At 58.9% G+C, this 20,294-nt stretch carries 14 protein-coding genes; 7 read left to right on the top strand and 7 right to left on the bottom strand.

The genetic code is table 11. From position 1 onward, the window contains the following. The first annotated feature begins 77 nt into the window (after positions 1-77). Both ACQRBV_RS21660 and ACQRBV_RS21655 read left to right on the top strand, forming a co-directional pair. Positions 78-752 carry an RraA family protein gene (locus ACQRBV_RS21660; RefSeq protein ID WP_060753055.1) on the top strand — a complete coding sequence of 225 codons (675 nt, stop codon included), beginning with the start codon at positions 78-80 and terminating at the stop codon, positions 750-752. Between the two features lie 60 nt (positions 753-812). Continuing rightward, on the top strand, positions 813-2,048 hold the full coding sequence (locus ACQRBV_RS21655; protein ID WP_411984119.1) for an MFS transporter: 1,236 nt from the start codon (positions 813-815) through the stop codon (positions 2,046-2,048). Between the two features lie 17 nt (positions 2,049-2,065). Here the strand turns inward: ACQRBV_RS21655 and ACQRBV_RS21650 are convergent, their stop codons facing one another. The 6 genes from ACQRBV_RS21650 to ACQRBV_RS21625 all read right to left on the bottom strand — a co-directional run bounded on the left by ACQRBV_RS21650 (position 2,066) and on the right by ACQRBV_RS21625 (position 10,223). Continuing rightward, the gene (locus ACQRBV_RS21650) at positions 2,066-3,616 is read right to left on the bottom strand and encodes a diguanylate cyclase (RefSeq protein ID WP_411984120.1); all 1,551 of its coding nucleotides are present in this window, start codon (positions 3,614-3,616) and stop codon (positions 2,066-2,068) included. A gap of 145 nt (positions 3,617-3,761) precedes the next feature. Next, positions 3,762-5,549: a sensor domain-containing phosphodiesterase gene (locus tag ACQRBV_RS21645; protein WP_411984121.1), complete on the bottom strand. Its 1,788-nt coding sequence runs from the start codon at positions 5,547-5,549 to the stop codon at positions 3,762-3,764. 125 nt (positions 5,550-5,674) lie between these two features. After that, positions 5,675-7,171 carry a methyl-accepting chemotaxis protein gene (locus tag ACQRBV_RS21640; RefSeq protein ID WP_411984122.1) on the bottom strand — a complete coding sequence of 499 codons (1,497 nt, stop codon included), beginning with the start codon at positions 7,169-7,171 and terminating at the stop codon, positions 5,675-5,677. A gap of 80 nt (positions 7,172-7,251) precedes the next feature. After that, positions 7,252-8,304 carry an AraC family transcriptional regulator gene (locus tag ACQRBV_RS21635; protein WP_411984123.1) on the bottom strand — a complete coding sequence of 351 codons (1,053 nt, stop codon included), beginning with the start codon at positions 8,302-8,304 and terminating at the stop codon, positions 7,252-7,254. A 3-nt stretch (positions 8,305-8,307) separates the two neighbouring features. After that, complete coding sequence (gene qhpR, locus ACQRBV_RS21630) at positions 8,308-9,306, bottom strand: AraC-like transcriptional regulator QhpR (RefSeq protein ID WP_411984124.1); 999 nt, start codon at positions 9,304-9,306, stop codon at positions 8,308-8,310. Positions 9,307-9,626: 320 nt separating this feature from the next. Next, a complete protein-coding gene (locus ACQRBV_RS21625; RefSeq protein WP_126871080.1) occupies positions 9,627-10,223 on the bottom strand; it encodes a TetR/AcrR family transcriptional regulator in 597 nt (198 codons plus the stop codon). A gap of 119 nt (positions 10,224-10,342) precedes the next feature. On the opposite strand from ACQRBV_RS21625, the gene ACQRBV_RS21620 reads away from it, so the two are divergent. The 3 genes from ACQRBV_RS21620 to ACQRBV_RS21610 are packed head-to-tail and all read left to right on the top strand — an operon-like array spanning position 10,343 to position 16,072. Next, a complete protein-coding gene (locus ACQRBV_RS21620; protein WP_411984125.1) occupies positions 10,343-11,500 on the top strand; it encodes a MexC family multidrug efflux RND transporter periplasmic adaptor subunit in 1,158 nt (385 codons plus the stop codon). 27 nt (positions 11,501-11,527) lie between these two features. After that, the gene (locus ACQRBV_RS21615; protein ID WP_161548093.1) at positions 11,528-14,659 is read left to right on the top strand and encodes an efflux RND transporter permease subunit; all 3,132 of its coding nucleotides are present in this window, start codon (positions 11,528-11,530) and stop codon (positions 14,657-14,659) included. 3 nt (positions 14,660-14,662) lie between these two features. Continuing rightward, complete coding sequence (locus tag ACQRBV_RS21610) at positions 14,663-16,072, top strand: efflux transporter outer membrane subunit (protein WP_161548092.1); 1,410 nt, start codon at positions 14,663-14,665, stop codon at positions 16,070-16,072. A 97-nt stretch (positions 16,073-16,169) separates the two neighbouring features. Here ACQRBV_RS21610 and ACQRBV_RS21605 read toward each other — a convergent pair whose 3' ends face one another. Continuing rightward, entirely contained in the window at positions 16,170-16,736 is a 567-nt protein-coding gene (locus ACQRBV_RS21605) for a TetR/AcrR family transcriptional regulator (protein WP_161548091.1), read from the bottom strand. 528 nt (positions 16,737-17,264) lie between these two features. On the opposite strand from ACQRBV_RS21605, the gene ACQRBV_RS21600 reads away from it, so the two are divergent. Together ACQRBV_RS21600 and ACQRBV_RS21595 are read left to right on the top strand one after the other, a co-directional pair. Next, a complete protein-coding gene (locus ACQRBV_RS21600) occupies positions 17,265-19,376 on the top strand; it encodes a 3-hydroxyacyl-CoA dehydrogenase NAD-binding domain-containing protein (protein ID WP_411984126.1) in 2,112 nt (703 codons plus the stop codon). Between the two features lie 131 nt (positions 19,377-19,507). Then, on the top strand, positions 19,508-20,290 hold the full coding sequence (locus ACQRBV_RS21595; RefSeq protein ID WP_411984127.1) for an SDR family NAD(P)-dependent oxidoreductase: 783 nt from the start codon (positions 19,508-19,510) through the stop codon (positions 20,288-20,290). Positions 20,291-20,294: the final 4 nt, after the last annotated feature.

The raw sequence follows: 20,294 nt of genomic DNA, 5'->3' as shown, positions 1-20,294 counted from the left end.
TTCTGAAATTAAGCCTTGGCTACTCGGCCGACGGCAACGAATAAATTCAATAAGCAACGTCAGTAGAGGTTTGTCACATGAGCATTGGATTCAGGGTGTTGGAGCGTGCGCGCAAGGTAGATGCCGAGTGGGTTGCACGTTACCGGGAGGTTCCAGTGGCGAACGTCAGCGACTCAATGAACCGCATGACGGCAGGTGGCGCCAAGGTGCGTCCGATGCATCGTGCAGGCGTATTGGCCGGCGCTGCGCTCACGGTCAAGGCTCGCCCGGGTGACAACCTGATGCTGCATTACGCCCTGGATATTGCAGAGCCGGGTGATGTGGTGGTGGTCGATGCGGGGGGCGACCTGTCCAATGCCCTGATCGGCGAAATGATGGTTGCTTACGCCATCAAGCGCGGTGTCGCGGGTATCGTGATCAATGGTGCAATTCGCGATTCGGCCGTCATCGGCGCAGGCGATTTTCCACTGTTCGCGGCAGGCATTTCACACCGTGGCCCTTACAAGGATGGCCCGGGCGAGATCAACGTGCCTATTGCTATCGATGGTATGGTGATCGAGCCGGGCGACCTGGTAATTGGCGATGACGATGGCCTCCTGTGTGTACCTTTCGATCAAGTCGGCGAAGTCTTTGATCGTGCGTCAGCCAAGCATGCTGCCGAGTGCAAGCAGATGGAGCAAATTGCCCAAGGCACCAATGATCGCACCTGGGTACTGGAGTCACTGAAGAAAAAAGGTTGCCTGCTACCCTGATGTGCCATTGAGGTGCGATGGGGCGGGCATTGCTGTTACTTGCTAATCAGGAGCAACGCCTTGCTGGACCCCATCACCACGCAACGCAGGAAGTGGCCCGCCTCCGTGAGAGCGCTGGCACATCGTAACTTTCAAATCTATTTTGCAGGACAAGCCGTTTCCACCCTGGGCAAGTGGGTCCAGCAGGTGGCGTTGTCCTGGTTGACCTATCACCTGACAGGGTCAGCTGTACTGCTTGGCACCATCACCTTCCTCACCCTGGCGCCTCAACTGCTGATAGGCCCTCTGGCGGGAGCCTGGACGGACAGGCACGACAAGCGTCGCCTGCTGATCATCGTACAGGCCATCCTCGCGCTACAGTCGCTGGCGCTCGCGATTCTTGCCTATGAGCAATGGATGAGTGGCTTGATCCTTGCGCTGATGGCATTGCTGCTCGGGTTGCTCAACGCAGTGGAAACGCCGCTTCGCCAGGCATTGATCGCAAGCTTTGTGCCTGATCCTGCAGACCTGCCGAATGCCCTTGTACTCAACGCCATGCTCATCAACGCCGCGCGCTTCGTCGGCCCACCGTTGGCCGGCGTCCTGATTGCCTCAGCGGGCGAAGCGGGCTGTTTTTTACTCACCGCTCTTGCGTTCATGTTCCTGTTGATAGGGCTGGTAAAAGTGCGCACGACACCCAGCCCCAGAGCCAGTGGTTCAACCCGTGAAGTCTTCCGCGAAGGGTTGCGTTATCTCTGGAGAACCCTCGAAGTTCGGCGGTTGATGGTCAGTGTGGTGATCATCAACCTCCTTGCGTCGTGCTACACCGCATTGCTGCCGATTTTAGCCAAGACCGTTTATGCGGGGGATGCTCGTACGCTTGGCTGGCTGTGGGGCGCGGCGGGTTCCGGGGCGTTTCTTGCAACCATCCTATTGGCGGTCAGCGGTTCCGCGTCGAGGTTGCAGCATTTTATATTGGCCGGGGCGGTGTTATGCGCATTGGGTTTGCTGGGGCTGGCCATACCTACTCATCTGGTACTGGCATTACTGTGCCTGGCCGTGCTCGGGTTTGGGATCACCGTCAGTAACGTGAGCAGTAATATGCAACTGCAAAGTGGAGCGCCTGGCGCACTGCGTGGACGAGTGATCGCGTTCTACATCGCGCTACGCTTTGGCTTCGAGGCGATTGGCGGGCTGCTCGCCGGGTTGATCGCGGCTCAATGGGGAGTGTCCGTCACTCTCGCGATAGCCGGAGGGCTGTTAGGGGGGATTATCGTTGCTCGCGAACTCCTCGGCGGCAGGAGAAGCGCGTCATAGTGCATTCAAGCGTGCATTTAAACGAAGGGAGCGCAGGTTTCCTGGGGGGCCAACTGTACTCGGTCACGACCGCCGGATTTGGCGGCGTACATGGCAGCGTCCACCCGCCGCATAAGGTCCTCGAAGGACTCAGGGTGTGCCCAAGTCGCCACGCCAAAGCTGCAACTCACCTGGCCCGCTTCATCGAACGGGAGGGCGCTTATCAACAAGCGGAGCTTTTCTGCGAGTTTTCCTGCGTCGTTCAGTGCGCTGCTCGGGCATATGAGTGCGAATTCTTCTCCGCCCGTCCTGCATAACAGGTCGCTTTTACGTATTGCCGCACTGATCCGGGCGCACAGAAGCCGCAGGACTTTATCGCCGCACAGATGCCCCTTGCGGTCATTGATGAGTTTGAAGTGATCGATATCGAACATGATCAGCGATAGCGGTTGGCGTTGAATATTGGCCTCCATGAGCAGGCGCGCCATTGATGTTTCAAAGTAGCGTCGGTTGTACACGCCGGTGAGGTGGTCGGTAATGTTCATGGTCTGCAATTCTTGGGTGCGCTCGGCAACCAGGGAAAGCGCGCGGGTGCGTTGTGTGATCAGCAGGAACATCATCGCGGTCATCAACAGCGTCAACACGGCCCCGGATACAACAATCAGGCCGCTGGAAAACACGTGACTATTGGCCGCCGAAAACGCCGGGCCGGGCCGAAACTGCATGACGTAGGTATTGTCAGCGACGTTGAGCAGCCGCCGCTCGTAGAGTTCCGAATCGGCTGGCGGCGTTGAGCTTTGATAAATGTACTCACCGGCCGCTGCGTCAATCGTTGAGAGCGTCACGTTCAGCCTCAGCATGCTTGCCAATGGAATATTCTGTTCCATCAAGAACGCCAGGCGCACGGTGGAAACCACGTAGCCCTGCAGGCCATCGTCATGCTCGGGAATCGTGGCGTCTGGGCCGAATACGGGTGCAATAAAGAACACACCGAACTGGCCACTGGACATTTTCAGCGGGTCCGACACGACCATTTGATGGCTCTCGCGAGCTCGGGTGAACAGCGCTTCACGATTCGGGTTGGCCATGACGTCGGTACCTGGGGTGATCTTTACATCATCCAGCGACAGCAGGTAGAGCAGTATCCAGTGTTCAGCTCGTTCAGTGAGGGGACGCGTTTGGCCGTTGAGGGGATTGATCTCATGATAAGAAAAATCGCTGGTTCCGTTCAGCAGCGCTTCGGTGCGAAAGGACTCCAGATCCTTCTGCTGGATCCTCTGGACCCAGCCATAGGTTTCGCCTTCCTCAACCAGCGGCGTGACAAAGCCCATGAATTCTTTTTCAGTAACGTCGTCGGCGTTGATAAAGAACCGCTTGACGGTGTCCAGCTTTAAATCTTGCACACTGAAACGTCGCTGTACGCGACTGAAGCGCTCGTCAACTTCGAGTTTGAATGCAACGCTGGCGGTGCGTTGCTCTGTCCTTGTGTAAAAGGTCAGCACCAAGACTGTAACGGCAATGCCTGTCAGGCAGATCAGGGTGCAAAAGATCACGTCGGCAACTTTGAAAGCACCCAAATGAGAACGCATCTTCTTTTTTGATCCTCAAGCGTCGACGGCAGAGCGTATAGGGGAGACGGCAGTATGCTGGCTATCGGCCCTTGCTCAAAATACTTAACGACTCGCCTGGAGAACGCCTTGGATTTGAGAACGGCGGTGAGCGGAGCAAACCGGTTTAGAATATTGGCGCAAGTTCCAGAGCAGCCCCGCCCCGATCAAACCATTTCTTCAACGCTTGCGGGCTTAGAGGCTGGGTGATCAAGTAGCCCTGCGCTTGTGTGCAGCCCCATTTGGCGATCAGGTGAAGAGTGCTTTGCGTTTCGACACCTTCGGCGACTACTCGGTAGCCCAACCCCCTGGCCAGTTCGATGAGTGTCTTGACCAGACGCTTATCTTTTTCATTGTGGGGGAGGTTGCCGATCAGTGATTGGTCGATCTTCACTGAGTTGGCCGGAAGCTGACGTAGATAGGTCCAATTGCTGTAGCCCGTGCCAAAGTCATCGACCGAAATTTCTATTCCCAGATCTCGAGCTCTTTCGAGTTGGCGTACGACCTTCTCCGGATCGGACATGACCATACTTTCGGTAAATTCCAGCTCCAAGTCTTCAGGAGCAAGTTTGCCGGCCTGTAGGTAGCTTTCGATTTTATCCACGAACCTCGAGTTTTCGAGGTCACTGACCGTCACGTTCATCGCGACCCGTACCGCAAGCCCCTCGGCTTTCCATGCGCGCGACTGTTCGACTACTGCCTCCAGGACCCAGAAGGTGATGGACTGCATCAGTGCGGTCTTGCCTGCCAGGGGGATGAATTCTGCCGGACTGATCACGCCAAGTGTTGGATGCGTCCAGCGGATCAGTGCTTCAACGCTGTCGCATGTGCAGCCAGGTATGTTGATCTTAGGGTGGTAAACCAGACTGAATTGAGTGCTCGAGCGTACGGCCTCTGATAAGGAGCTAAGGAGCGTAAACGCGCGTTGCTGAGCCGCATCCAGCTGCGGCTGATACAGCGCCCACCCGATATTACGCACCCTCGCATCATCCGCAGTGCCGACGACAAGGCGCAGCCAGTCCTTCTCCTCCGGGCCCTGGATTGAAAGTACACCAATACCGGTCTGCATCAGGATCGGAATGCCCCGGCAGTCCACCGGTTCCTCGAAATTGGCAAGGATTTTCGCGCAGAGTTGCTCGATGGAAACATCGCTCTTGAGCAGGAACCCAAAGCGTGTGGGGCTGATTTTGTACAGCAGGCAATGTTTGGGGATCAGGCGTTGAAGGCGTGATTTGACGCACAGCATCAACGCCTGCGCGAAACTGTAACCGAGTGCCTTGACTACATCATTCAAGAACTTCGGTGAAATCACATCAACCGCGTAAACGTGGTACGGCTCCGCGTTGGCGCGCGCCTGGCGGATATCTTCTTCCAACCGGAGGCGGTTGAATAACCCGGTCGGCTGATCTACATAGTTTCGGGAGCGCAAGCCCCTGATTTGCATCATCACCAGCTCAGAGAAATACGTCAGCATGGCTGCATCGCGCGAGCGCATCGGGGTTCTGGGGGCGGTATCTATGATGCACAGGCTACCGAGGGAGAAACCGTCATGGGTGAGCAGCGGGGCGCTTGCGTAGTAACGAATAAAAGGTGAGCCGGTCACTAACGGATTGTTCACGAAACGCTCGTCCTCGTGAGCGTCCAGGATTTCCATGAACTCTCTGTCACGCAGAGAATAAGCGCAAAATGCGACATCCCGCGGTGTGGAGCGTTCTTCTATCCCCACGCGCGCCCTGAACCACTGTTGGTGTTTTTCCACAATGGATATCAGCGCGATGGGCGCATTGAAGTACTCCGAGGTCATCGCAATTATTTTCTCGAAGACCTCATCCTCTTCATTGTCATGCGGGCACAAGTCCGCCACGCGTGCCAGGCGCTGTGTTTCATAATCCCTTTCTTGATCCAAAGCGTCCATGATCTCTCTCGTTTAGCCTGTGTCTGGCTGGAACAGTAGCAGATGGCTATTAGCCCCACGACTGCATTTATCTATCGCCTCTATAGCTCAACGCAGACGGAACCGGACACCGGATCAGGCTCAACTCACTTATGAAACCGGCGCCCCAGCGCATCCAGCCGCACCGCAATCGGTGGCAACTGCTGACTGCTCCTGGCCAGCGTTTCCACATCCAGCGCGGTGTTCTGCGCAATGTTCTGCACCGATTGCAGCCGTCCCACGATCGCCACATTCGCCGTGGATTGCTCTTGGGTGGTCGATACGATCCGCCCATTCAACTGATCAATCTGCGAGATATCGTTGCCCACCGCGCGTAGCATCTCGACCGCCAGCTGACTGTCTTCCACGCACCGTTCCACGCCTTGGCGGCTGTCGTGCATGGCCTGCGCCGCCCGCCGGCTGCCGTGCTGCAACCCCTCAATAATAGTCTTGATCTCCTGGGTGGACAGCGCCGTGCGCTGCGCCAGGTTGCGAACCTCATCGGCGACGACGGCAAACCCACGGCCTTGCTCACCCGCACGGGCGGCTTCAATGGCGGCGTTGAGCGCCAGCAGGTTGGTCTGGTTGGCGATGCTGCTGATCACCTCCAGCACCGAGCCGATCTGTTCGGCTTGTACGGCCAGTTCCTGGACCGTCTCGTTGGTGTCGTGGAGGCGGGTGGCGAGTTGGGTTATTTCCTGTAGGGCCCGGCCGACGCTTTCCTGGCCGCGAATAACCTGCCGGCTGGCTTGAGCCGCGTGCTCGACGGCATGTTCCACATGTACGGCGATATGGCCCGTGGCGTCTTCCATGCGTTGCATGGAACCGGTCATTTGCACGATTTCCGCCAGCTGGTGGCGTGCGCCGGTTTCCAGAGTGCCGCTGGCGTGGGCCAGTTCCTGGCCGAGTTGGCCGAGGCCGTGGGAGTCGCGGGCGACGCCGTCGATCAGGCCGGTGATCTGCGTCAGGAAGTGATCGAAGCGGGTAGCCAGGGGCACGTGGGCTGTTTCCGCCTTACCCGTGGCGGATCCATCGTTGAACTGGGTGGTGACGGCCAGCATCTTTTCGAGCATTTCCTGGCTCTCTACCGCTTCGCGCTGGCTGTGCACGGCAAGGTAGAGCAGGGCGATCGTCTCCATGACCACGTATAACGCATGGACGAAGATCATGTTCCAGCCGCCGTGATGTTCCATCACAAATACCGGAAAGCCCTGGTGCTGCAAGGCATGAAACACCACGTGGTGCACCGCGATGGTCACGGCGGCCACCAGGATCGGCAGCCAATCGCGGTAGACGGTCAGCACCGCCAGCAGCGCGAAGATACCGAAGTGCGATTCGATGACTCCCTGGGCCTGGTTGATGTGCAGCGCCGCCATGATCATCAGGCCAACGCCAAGCGCACAACGCATCAGGCGTGTGCCGCCGATGACCCGATAGGCCAAGGTCAGCACCACGCTGGTGCCGACACCCACGAACAGCGTTTGAAGCAACGTGTCGTGCCAAAACGCCAGGCCCAGTGAAAACAGGGCCATCAGCCAGATCACAGCGAGCATGATGCGGTCGGCTTTCTGGTAATGCTTGATGAAACGAATTTGCGCAGGCATTCACTCGTACTCCATGTGGACAGGCCAGGGTCAGGCAAGCATGCGACGTGCCACAGGGGTAAGGTTCATACCGGAAAAACTCACCAGCGATCCTTGAGTCGGTGTTGAGGCAACGTCGGTTGCCTGCTAAACCCTGATCGCCTGCACCACTCCAGCACAGACACACCAAACCAGCGATGAAATGCCCGAGAAAAAGTGCTGACATCGGCGTAACCCAGCAGATGCGCCACTTGCGTCATGCTGATTGTCGGGATCTGCAGATAGTTGCATACCAATTGCTGGCGTGTCTCATCCAGCAACTGCTGAAAAGACGTATTTTCCTGAGCCAGGCGGCGCTGCAAGGTTCTCGGGTTGACTGCCATGCAAACGGCCACTCTGTCGATCGTTGCACGTCCGCTGGGCAACAGGTTACGCAGCAATTGCCTGACGTAGCCAGGCATCGCGTCTGTCGACAAGCGCTCTATACCCGATAGGTGTCGAGCAAGAATCTGATGTAATGCTTCGCTGGCACAATCCAGCGGTTGCGCCAGCACGCATGCGTCAAATAGCAGACCCGTGTGCGCTGCCGAGAAGATCGGTGTGATACCCAGTGCCTGGCGATAGACCGACTCATCTGCAAGAGGGCGATGACGCAGCATCACTGCCCGAGGTTGCCATTGATCCCCGGCCAGGGTCAGCATCAGTTTTAGACCCACTCCACACGCCAACTCTTCTGCTTGAGGCAATCCGCCAATCGACATCTCATCGGTTCGATAACTGAGTAACGCGACGCCGTCGACAACCTCCAGATCAACCTGTGCCGCGCCGTTGTACAGCGCGAAATTCGCACGCAGTTCGAGCAAGGCATCGCCGATGGTTCGAGCGTTGTGAATCAGGAAAAAAATATCTCCGAACACGTCGACCCCTTGATGCAGCCCGAACTCCAGGCCGAACAATGCGTTATTCGAACGCTGCCGGCACAACTCCAACAAGCCGCAATAGTGGTGGAAGGACAGGATATCTTCCGGGCGCTGTAGCGACATCAAAGGTACAGAGGCCAGTCGCAGCATCTGACTCGGGTCCAGCCCCTGATGCCGGGCGAATTGATCGAATCCTGTCAGGCTGATTGCACGAATGAAGGGATTGGAAGCCATGTTTTACCCCAGCGTGTGTTGCATGCGCTGTTTCCACTTTTGCGGGCTGACGCCGTTCCAGCGAGTGAACGCGCGGGAAAAGGTGCTCAGGTCGGCGTAACCCAACAGGCTTGCCACCTGCGTCAGACTGATCGATGAGTCGCAAAGGTAGCGCACGGCCATCGCCTGGCGGGTATCGTCCAGCAACTCCTGGAACTGCGTGCCTTGTGCCCGCAGGTAGCGTTGCAGGGTGCGCTGGCTGATCATCATGTACTCGGCCATGTCGCGAAGCGTGACCGGGCCATGGGCCAGTTCAGTGCGCAGGCGGTTTTGCACGTAGGACGGCAACTCTTGCAGGGTTACGCAGGCGAGTTCGTCGAGATGTTGTTGGGCCAATTGCTGACACCGGGTGTCTGTCGCTCCCAGGGGGATCGCCAGCAATGACTCATCAAAAACCCAGGCATTGACGGGACTGTCAAAGCGCGGGGGGATACCCAGCAGCGCACGATAGGCAACGCGGTGGGGCGGAGCACCGTGGCGCAATAGCAGAGCGCTCGGTTTCCAGGCGTGTCCCAAGAGTTCGCGGAGCAGACACGCGGCAATTCCCATCGCCAACTCCACTGTCTGACGTACCGAGACCAACGTTCCATCAGTGACATCGTACAAAAGCCGGGCGCTGCCGGCCTGACGTTCAAGGCTTAGCAGCGCGCCGTCGCTATGGATAGGGAAATAGCGTGTCAGCAGATTCAACGCCTCACCCACATTGGCTTTACTGCGCATGGCGTACAGCAGGGGACCCAGACTTTGCGTGCCCTGGTGCAAGCCGAACTGTAAGCCGAACAGAGGATTGTCCGAACGCACCGCACACAACTCGACCAAGGCATTGAACTGCGCGCCGGAAAGTTGAGCATCCAGCGGCTCTTCAGGCAGACCCATTTCGGCCAGTAGCGAGTTCGCATCGATGCCCTGACTGACAGCAAATGCCTTGAACCCCCACAGAGCAGCGCCACGGACAGTGGACATCAGATTGACCCTCCGAATGACGAGCCGTCTCTGGCCTGGGCGGCATTGGCACGATATGCAAAATTTCTGGCGCGATCTGCAAAGCTTTCACCTTGGTATCGAGACCAGACTCGAACCACCAATAACAAAAAACCTGCGTTCGGCCCCACGCTGGACGGTGGAGGTGTTCGATGCGTCGGTCTCTGTTCGCTTTGCTGGTAGTCGCACTGATTTCGGGGGCGCTGTATTTTCAGCCGCGCTCCGCTCACCACACTGTTGCTCATCATTCCAATCACCCACCGGTTGCCGGCATCAGCGACGCCTTCACACATTTCTGAGCACTACAGCGCACTTTCCTGTGCAGAGGCGTGCTCGCGGAACTCGCCACCAGAGAGCGCTCCGTGCAGGAACATTTGCTCAAGCGTGCGTGCCGAATCGGCGTTGGCAGCACGCCCGCGCTGCTCGGCATCCACCAGGCCGTAGATCAGCGTGATGAACAGCTCGGTAAATATCGCGGCGGTGATGTCGATGCGGAACAGCCCTTTTTGCTGACCTCTCAGGAAGAACCCATCCAGCGCCTCCAGGTAAAACTGCCAGCGTGTGTCGCCCCGTTCGAAGTCGAGAAAGTCAGGGCGGTATTGCGCCATCAGAAAGGCAAGCAGTTCGCGATGGGCAAGGTGCTCACGGATCAGTCGACGCAATGCGTCCAGTGGCTGCAGGTGCTGCAAACCGGCGCTGCGGATAATCATATTGAGCGTGCCTTCGGCATATTCCTCCAGTCGCTGCCCCAGATTTTCCCGTGTTCCGCAGTAGCGGTGCAGGGTCGCCTTGCTCACGCCTGCCAATTGCGCCAGCTCTTTCATGGTCGCCCGCGGTCGGGTGACGACCGCCACGGTCAGCGACTTGAGCATTTGTTCATCATGGGAGTTCGGGGTCATCACCACGCCTCAAGCGATGTTTATACAAGAATCACACATTTCTCAAGTGAGACAATGTTGACTCATTAGGGTTTGGAAAGTAGCATTCGCACCAAATTCAATCAAGCCTTGGGTGAGTTATGGGCAATTTGCGTGCAGTAGGGATGGCGGGCTCGCTGGCAGCAGCCATTGCGTTGGCCGGGTGTGGACCCGCGAATGAACAAGTGGATGTAGCCGAAGTGGCGCGCCCGGTAGAGGTGTTGGCAGTGCAGACGGAGCCTTTGGCACTGACTTCAGAGCTGCCGGGCAGGGTGGAACCCGTGCGGGTCGCGGAAGTGCGCGCTCGTGTACCTGGCATCGTGATGCAAAAACGTTTTGAAGAGGGCGCCGATATCAAAGCCGGTGACCTGTTGTTCCAGATCGATCCGGCACCGCTCAAGGCGGCCTTGTCTCGCGCCGAGGGTGAACTGGCCCGTGCGCAATCCGTTGCACTTGAGGCACAGGCACGGGTCAAGCGCTATGAGCCCCTGGTGAAAATCGAGGCGGTCAGCCAACAGGATTTCGACAGCGCCATGGCGGACCTGCGCAGCGCTCAGGCAGCCACCCGCTCAGCCCAGGCTGATTTGCAAAGTGCCCGCCTGAACCTCAGTTATGCATCGGTGACTGCGCCGATTTCCGGTCGCGTAGGTCGTGCCCTGGTCACTGAGGGGGCCTTGGTCGGTCAAGGTGACGCCACCCTGATGGCGCGGATTCAGCAACTGGATCCGGTGTATGTCGACTTCACCCAGTCGGCTGCTGATGCACTACGTCTACGCGAATCGCTCAAGGGCGGAAAGCTCTCCGCTGACGACAACAAGGCGTTGTCGATTCGCATCGACGGCACCGCTTACGAGCGCCAGGGCGCGCTGATGTTTACTGATGTCGCCGTAGACCGTGGCACTGGCCAGGTGTCGCTGCGCGGCAAGTTCGCCAATACCGACGGCGTGCTGTTGCCTGGCATGTTCGTGCGCGTGCGCACACCACAAGGCACCGACAACCAAGCCATTCTTGTGCCGCAACGCTCGGTGCAACGCGGCAGCGATGGCGGTGCCCAGGTCCTGGTGGTCGGTGCCGACGACCGCGCCGAAGCACGCACTGTGGTAACCGGCGCGATGCAAGGTTCGCGCTGGCAGATCAGTGAGGGGCTGAAGGCTGGCGATAAGGTGATTGTCAGCGGCCTGAGCGGCCTGCAGCCGGGCGCCAAGGTCGTACCTGGGCAGCCCCAAGCGCAGGCTCAGTCGCCTGAGTCGAAACAGTAAGGGCGCTGTCGCCTCGAGGATATTCCGATGTCTCAGTTTTTCATCAAGCGCCCGAATTTCGCCTGGGTGGTGGCGTTGTTCATCTCTCTGGCCGGTCTGCTGGTCATCCCGATGCTGCCGGTGGCGCAGTATCCCAACGTAGCGCCGCCGCAAATCAAGGTGACGGCAACCTATCCGGGCGCCTCGGCAAAGGTGCTGGTGGACTCGGTCACCAGCGTGATCGAAGAGTCGCTCAATGGTGCCAAGAACCTGCTGTATTTCGAGTCGACCAACAACTCCAACGGCATTGCCGAGATTGCAGTGACGTTCCAGCCCGGAACGGATCCGCAACTCGCCCAGGTCGACGTGCAGAACCGCCTGAAAAAGGCTGAAGCCCGCATGCCGCAAGCAGTGCTCACCCAAGGCCTGGAGGTGGAACAGACCAGCGCCGGTTTCCTACTGATCTATGCGCTCAACTACAAGGAAGGCACCCAGCACAGTGATACGACTGCGCTGGGCGACTACGCCGCGCGCAATATCAACAACGAACTGCGCCGGGTGCCGGGCGTCGGCAAGCTACAGTTCTTCTCCTCTGAAGCGGCGATGCGCATCTGGCTCGACCCGCAGAAACTGGTGGGTTATGGGTTGTCCATCGACGACGTAAGCGCTGCCATTCGCGGACAGAACGTGCAGGTACCGGCCGGCAGCTTCGGTAGTACGCCGACCAGCAGCCAGCAGGAACTGACAGCCACTTTGGCGGTGAAAGGCACCCTGGATAACCCAGAGGAGTTTGCGCGCATTGTCCTGCGTGCCAACGAGGACGGCTCGACGGTCAAGCTGAGCGATGTCGCCCGCGTGGAAATCGGTCAGGAGAGTTACAACTTCAACTCGCGCCTCAACGGCAGACCTGCGGTGGCGGCGGCCATCCAGTTGTCTCCCGGCGCCAACGCAATCCAGACCGCAACCGCGGTCAAGGAACGTCTCGCCGAACTGTCGGCGTACTTCCCGGATGACGTTGAGTATTCCGTCCCCTATGACACCTCGCGTTTCGTCGATGTCGCGATCGAGAAGGTGATTCATACCTTGATCGAAGCGATGGTGCTGGTGTTCCTGGTGATGTTCCTGTTCCTGCAGAACATCCGCTACACATTGATCCCATCGATTGTGGTACCGGTGTGTCTGTTGGGCACGCTGCTGATGATGTACGTGCTGGGCTTCTCCGTGAACATGATGACCATGTTCGGCATGGTGCTCGCGATCGGCATCCTGGTGGACGACGCCATTGTGGTGGTGGAGAACGTTGAACGGATCATGGCCGAGGAGGGGTTGTCTCCGGTCGACGCCACGGTGAAGGCCATGGGGCAGGTATCGGGCGCGATCATCGGTATCACCCTGGTGCTGTCGGCGGTGTTCATGCCACTGGCGTTCATGTCCGGGTCGGTGGGTGTGATCTATCAGCAGTTCTCGGTGTCGCTGGCGGTGTCGATTCTGTTCTCCGGTTTCCTGGCACTGACGTTCACCCCGGCGCTGTGCGCCACGCTGCTCAAGCCGATTCCACATGGCCACCATGAAAAGCGCGGCTTCTTCGGCGCCTTCAACCGTGGCTTCGCGAAGCTCACCGAGCGTTATTCGATCCTCAACAACGGGCTGGTGGCACGTGCTGGCCGGATGATGTTGGTGTATGTGGGCATCATCGCCATGCTCGGCTACTTCTATCTGCGCCTGCCCGAGTCGTTCGTACCGGTGGAAGACCAGGGCTATATGATTGTCGACGTCCAGTTGCCACCAGGCGCGACCCGTACCCGCACCGAAGCGACCGGCGAGCAACTGGAGCGCTACCTCGCTTCCCGTGACGCGGTCCAGTCGACGTTCCTGGTCTCTGGCTTCAGCTTTTCCGGGATGGGCGACAACGCAGCGCTGGCATTCCCGGTGTTCAAGGACTGGTCGCTGCGTGGCGAAGATCAATCGGCCATGGCGGAAGTCACGGCGCTGAACGAGCAATTTGCTGTGACCAACGACGGCGCAGTGATGGCGGTACCGCCGCCACCGATTGACGGTCTGGGCAACTCCGGTGGTTTCGCGTTGCGCCTGCAGGATCGCGCGGGTCTGGGCCGTGAAGCGTTGCTCGCCGCCCGCGACCAGGTACTCGGTCAGGCCAACGGCAACCCGAAAATTCTCTACGCAATGATGGAAGGTCTGGCCGAGTCGCCGCAATTGCGGGTGGTGATCGACCGTGACCAGGCTCGCACCCTGGGTGTGAGTTTTGAATCGATCAGCAACGCTCTGTCTGCCGCGTTCGGTTCGCAGGTGATCAACGACTTCACCAACTCCGGCCGTCAGCAGCGCGTGGTGGTGCAGGCCGAGCAGGGCGAGCGGATGACTCCGGAAAGCGTGCTCAAGCTGTACGTGCACAACAACGCCGGCGATCTGGTGCCGCTCAGTGCTTTCGTCACCACCCATTGGGAGGAAGGTCCGGTGCAAGTGGTGCGCTACAACGGTTATCCGTCGGTGCGCATCGTTGGTGATGCGGGGGCGGGATACAGCACCGGTGAAGCCATGGCGGAAATGGAGCGAATCGCGGCGCAGTTGCCGGCAGGTTTCAGCTACGAGTGGACCGGTCTGTCGTATCAGGAGAAGGTCTCCAGCGGCCAGGCTACGCAACTGTTCGCGCTGGCAATCCTCGTGGTGTTCCTGTTGCTGGTGGCGCTTTATGAGAGCTGGGCGATTCCGTTGACCGTAATGCTGATCGTACCGATCGGCGCCATCGGTGCGGTCCTCGCGGTCATGGTCGCCGGCATGCCCAACGACGTGTACTTCAAGGTGGGGTTGATCACCATCATCGGTCTGGCCGCGAAGAACGCGATTCTGATTGTCGAGTTCGCCAAGGAACTCTGGGAGAAGGGTTACAGCCTGCGTGACGCCGCCATCGAGGCCGCACGCCTGCGCTTCCGGCCAATCGTGATGACTTCCATGGCCTTCATCCTCGGCGTGGTGCCGCTGGCATTGGCAACCGGAGCAGGGGCGGCGAGCCAGCGGGCAATCGGTACCGGTGTCATCGGTGGGATGCTCAGCGCGACGCTGCTGGGTGTGCTGTTCGTACCGATCTGTTTTGTCTGGGTGCTGTCGATGCTGCGCAGCAAGCCGGCTCCCATTGACCAACCTGCTTTGACTCAGGAGTGACTCATGCGTATTTCAGCTTTTTCTACGCTGGTGGTCGCCATGCTGCTGGGTGGCTGCTCATTGGCGCCCACTTATGAGCGGCCCGCTGCGCCGGTTGCCGATCACTGGATGGAAGGGTCGATGAAGCAGGGCAGTTCGATCAACCCGTTGGCGTGGGAGGCGTTCATCGTCGATCCCGACTTGCGTCGTCTGGTGTCGATCGCACTGGACAACAACCGTTCACTGCGCCAGACCCTTCTGGACATCGAGCAGGCCCGGGCCCAGTACCGCATCCAGCGGGCCGACCGGGTACCCGGTCTGAATGCCGGTGCATCCGGCAATCGTCAGCGCCTGCCGGCAGATCTGGCCAGCAACGGGCGGGCGGGGGTTGCCAGCAGCTATCAGGTCGGCCTGTCGCTGCCCGAGTACGAGCTGGATCTGTTTGGCCGGGTGAAGAGCCTCAGTGATTCCGCGCTGCAAGAGTACCTGGCCACCGAAGAGGCGGCTCGCGCCGCGCAGATCGCGCTGATCGCCGAAGTCAGCCAGGCTTACCTGGTTCACGACGGCGCCCAGCGTCGCCTGGATCTGACCCAGCAGACCCTGATCAGTCGCGAATACTCGTTCATGCTCATCAGCCAACGTCGTTCCAACGGCACAGCGACTGCCCTGGATTACCAGGAAGCGTTGGGGCTGGTAGAGCAATCGCGCGCAGAACAGGAAAGCAACCTGCGTCAGAAACAGCAGGCCTTCAATGCGCTGGTGTTGTTGCTCGGCAGCAAGGATGCCGCGAAGTCGATACCCGACAGGCTGTCTACGGAGCCGATGCTGGTTCAGGACATCGCACCTGACACCACCTCGACATTGATCGAACGCCGGCCCGACATCCTTGCCGCCGAGCATAGGCTACAGGCGCGCAATGCCGACATCGGTGCTGCACGGGCGGCATTCTTTCCGCGCATCAGCCTGACGGGCAGCTTTGGCACGTCCAGCGCACAAATGTCCGGTTTGTTCGACGGCGGCTCACGTTCCTGGAGTTTTGTGCCGAACCTTTCACTGCCTTTGTTTGATGCAGGCCGCAACAGTGCCGGGCTCAAGTTGGCGGAAGTCCGCAAGGACTCCGCGGTAGCGGCGTATGAGGGCACGATTCAGACGGCGTTTCGCGAGGTCGCAGACGCATTGGCCGCCACCGACACCTTGCGCCGGGAAGAATCGGCACGACGCGCATTGGCCGACACCAGCAGCGAGAGCCTGAAATTGGCCAAGGCACGTTATGAAGGTGGCATTGACAGTCACCTGCGTTACCTCGACGCCCAGCGTACCAACTTCGTCAACGAGACGACGTTTATCGAAGTCAGCACTCAGCGGCAGATCGCTCTGGTCGATCTGTTCCGTTCGTTGGGCGGAGGATGGTCAACGCAAAAAACCGTCAGGTAAAGCCTGGCAAGAGCTCTTTTGGTTGGCGCATCCAACCTTTTTGCCCCGTAGACCGAGAGGTCACGGGGCTTTTTTTTGCAGGAAATCCGAGTGAGGGTTACTGGGCACGCGTGGCACTGGCAGCGCCATGCAGGAACATCTGCTCCAGCACATTGGCCGAGTTGGCACTGGCCGCACGCCCACGGCGCTCGGCATCGACCATACCGAAGATCATGGTCAGGAACAGCTCGGTGAAAACGGCAGCGGTGACGTCGATGCGAAACACGCCCATCTGCTGGCCACGCAGAAAAAAAGCATCCAGGGCATCGGCGTAAGACTGCCAACGGTCGCCCTCACCATTAACCGTAAACGTGTCAGGGCGGTACTGAAAGAGCAGGAAAACCAGCATTTCACGATGAGCCAGGTGCTCATTGATCAGGCTGCGCAACGCCTGTCCTGGTTCACCGTGCAATAGATCGGTCGTGGTGGTGATCTGGTTCAACACCGTCTCACCATGGCTTTCCATTATTTGCACAAGGTTTTCACGGGTGCCGCAAAAGCGGTGCAGCGTGGCCTTGCTCACGCCAGCCGCCTCTGCCAGCTCCTTGAGCGTCGCCCGAGGGCGATCAACGATGGCCAGGGCCAACGCCTTGATGAGTCTTTCGTCTTGAGGAGTCAGGGACATCAGTCAGTCTCGATCGAATTTCAATGCCAGGAATTGTGCAGGAAAAGCTCAATACTGCAACGAAAACCGTAGAAATCAAGGAAGTTAGTTCATTTGAGACACTATCAGCTCAGTGCCCGATATTCAGACCTGCCCACTGTGCCAGGCGCTTGACTGTCATGAACTGCAAAATACATGGCGCGATCTGCCAAGCTTTCGCAGCGGTCATTATCCAGAATCGAAACCTTCAATAACAAAAGACACTGCATTTGGCTCCCGCCGGATGACGGAGGTTTACGATGCGCTCTATTCTATTTTCCTGCCTGGCCTTGACGCTTGTCTCCCTCGCCATCTACGCAATTCATAGTTTCTACTCATTGGGTTCCTACGGTGGTTTCAGCCCGGTGAGCTCAACTCTGACAGCGCAGCCGTATTCCGCTTATCCCGTTGCCAGCATTGGTGACGTTTTCCGCAATTTATAACAAGCCGCCAATTTTCGGCCTTCGCGCCCCATCTCAACACCCTGAAAATGCCTGCAAGGGACACCCCATGTGTGACCTGATCCATTACCGTGTCGAAGAAGGCTTGGCCCTGATCGGTCTGAACCGTGCGCCGGTCAACGCACTCGACCAGTCCCTGCGTGCCGCACTCATTGATGCCTGTGAGCGTGCCGCTACCGACACGACGGTGGCAGCGATGATTCTGTATGGTGTGCAGGGACTGTTCAGTGCCGGTGCCGATATCAGGGAATTCGGAACCGAAGCCTGCTTCGCCGAGCCTGACTTGCCGGGCATCCTGACGCACCTGAGTGCCATTCATAAACCACTGATTGCTGCAATTGACACGCTTGCATTAGGAGGAGGGCTGGAGCTGGCTCTGGCCTGTGGTTACCGGATTGGAGCACCCGATGCGCGGGTAGGGCTGTCGGAAATCCATCTTGGCCTGATGCCCGGTGCCGGCGGAACGCAACGCCTGCCCAGGCTGATAGGCGCCGAATCGGCTTTGAACCTGATCTTGTCAGGTGAACAGATCGATGCCGAGCGCGCTCGTATGCTCGGCATCCTCGACCGTATTTCCTCCAGCACTGACCAGTTGCTGGAGGAAGCTCGGGCTTATGCCAATGAGCTGATCGACTGCTGTGCCCCGGCACGGCCCGCCGAAGCCTGGCCAAACCCCACCGAGGGTTTACCCGATGGTTTCCTGACGCGCTATCGTGCGGAGCATGAGCCCCGCTGGAAAAGCCGATTGGCGCCCAGGCTGGTGCTTTCAGCGTTGGAAGCCGCTTGCCTGTTGCCCATGGAAGAGGGATTGGTGCGCGAATTGACGCTGTTCAAGCAGGCTGAAGCGTCACGTCAGTCCAAAGCATTGCGGCACGTGTTCTTTGCAGAACAACAAGCACGACGGACGCCCCGAAGTGAACCTGCCGATACTTCGCGCAAGATCAACAAGGTTGCCGTGATCGGTGCAGGCACCTTGGGCGGAGGTATCGCAATGAGCTTTGCCGATGTTGGCATTCCCGTGGCGCTGATGGACCTTGATGGGCGCACACTGGATCGTGGTCTCAAGCGAATTCGCGAGAACTATCAACTCAGCGTCAAACACGCAAAGCTGAGTAACGTACAGGTGCAGCAGCGCATGGAGCTGTTGTTTGGCACGCTCCACTACGCAGACCTCTCGGATGCCGACCTGATCATTGAGGCGGTATGCGAAAAGATGGAGAGCAAGCAACAGGTGTTCCTCGCGCTGGAAAATGTCTGCAAGCCGGGCGCCATTCTTGCGACTAACACGTCGTCGCTGGATATCGAAGCGCTTGCCAAGACCGTCTCCCGGCCACAGAACGTCATCGGCATGCATTTCTTCAGCCCGGCCAATGTGATGCGCCTGGTGGAAATTACCTCCTGCCAGGCCACAGCGGCGGGCGTGGTAACCGCTGTCGTGGACATCGCCAGGCGTATCGGCAAACTTCCGGTCATGTCCGGTAACAGCGCGGGCTCCATCGGCAATCGCATGCTCGAACCCTATGCCCGCGAAGCCCACCGACTTGTACTGGAAGGGGCGACGCCGGCGCGGGTTGATGCTGTGCTGACCAGTCTGGACTTGAATATGGGTGTATTCAGCATGCTGGATCTGGCAGGCATCGATGTGAGCTTTCTGATGCGCGACGCCAACCGGGAAGCCATTGCCCATGACCAGAGCTACTGCTGTCTCGCCGAGGAACTGTATGCCTTGGGGCGGTACGGGCAAAAGACCGGACGTGGCTTTTACCTCTACGAGGGACGCAGCCGTACCGAAGATCAGGAAGTCATCACGCTGGCCGAACAGCTTGCCCGTGAACTCAACATATCTCGGCGCAGCATCGAAGACCTGGAGATTCATGACCGTTGCCTGTTCGTGATGATCAACGAAGGCATTCAATTGCTGGATGAAGGTGTCGCACTGCGCGCGAGTGACATTGATCTGGTCTGGATCAACGGCTACGGCTTTCCCGCTCACCTCGGTGGCCCGATGCATTACGCCGAGCAATTGGGCTTGAACACGGTACTCAGCCGCATTGATCACTATCGCCGCACGCTTGGCGAGTACGGTGATATGTGGTTTCGCCCGGCAGCGCTTCTGGAGCGCCTGGTCGCCGCCGGCAGATCCCGCATCGAAAAAATCTGAAAATTCCCTTTCTCCGGAGGCGGGCAGGTCATGAGGGCGACCACGCATCAAGCTCATGCCTGGCCGGCTCCGGAGGAAGGGGCCTGTTTGCCCGCAGCGCGCGCCAGCGTCATTCATTTGGAGGTGTACTGATGACCCACGATTTCGTCCAGAATTTTTCCCTTGCCGGCCGAACGGTATTGATCACCGGCGCCTCCAGCGGCATTGGGGCATATCTGGCCCGGGTCGCTGCGCATGCCGGCGCCCGGGTCGTACTGACCGCGCGGCGCGTCGAAAAGCTGGCGCAAGTCGCCAAGGACATTGAGTGGGATTGCGGGCAGGCGCTGCCGCTCGAGCTCGACGTGACGGATCGGGGCAGCGTCGAGGCGGCGTTCGATACGGCCCAGGCGCATTTCGGTGTGGTTGACGTCGTGCTCAACAACGCTGGAATCGGTAACGGGCAGCGCCCGCTGGAGATCAGCGAGGAGCAGTGGCGCGCAATGCTGTCGACCAATCTGGACGGTGTCTGGCGTGTAGCCCAGGTTGCGGCGCAACGGCTGGCCAGCACCGGGCGCAGCGGCAGCATCGTCAACGTGGCGTCGATCCTCGGGTTGCGCGTCGGCACCGGTTACAGCCATTACTGCGCGGCCAAAGCCGGGGTGGTACAACTGACCAAATCACTGGCGCTGGAACTGGCGCGGTACAACATTCGGGTCAACGCCATCGCGCCGGGCTACTTCAAGACGCAGATGAACGAAGCCTTTTTTGACGACGAAAAGGGCAACCATTACATCCGCGATCAGGTGCCGATGCGTCGCTTGGGCCAGTTGCACGAACTGGCCGGTCCCTTTTTGCTGTTGGCCAGCGACGCCGGTGCGTTCATGACCGGTAGTGTGTTGGCGGTGGATGGCGGCCATCTGGTCAGCAGCGTGTGAGGAT

Origin of the sequence: Pseudomonas sp. R11F (genome assembly GCF_050312575.1) — a bacterium.
GTDB classification, from domain to species: domain Bacteria; phylum Pseudomonadota; class Gammaproteobacteria; order Pseudomonadales; family Pseudomonadaceae; genus Aquipseudomonas; species Aquipseudomonas palleroniana.
This window is presented reverse-complemented; position numbering and strand designations above follow the sequence as displayed.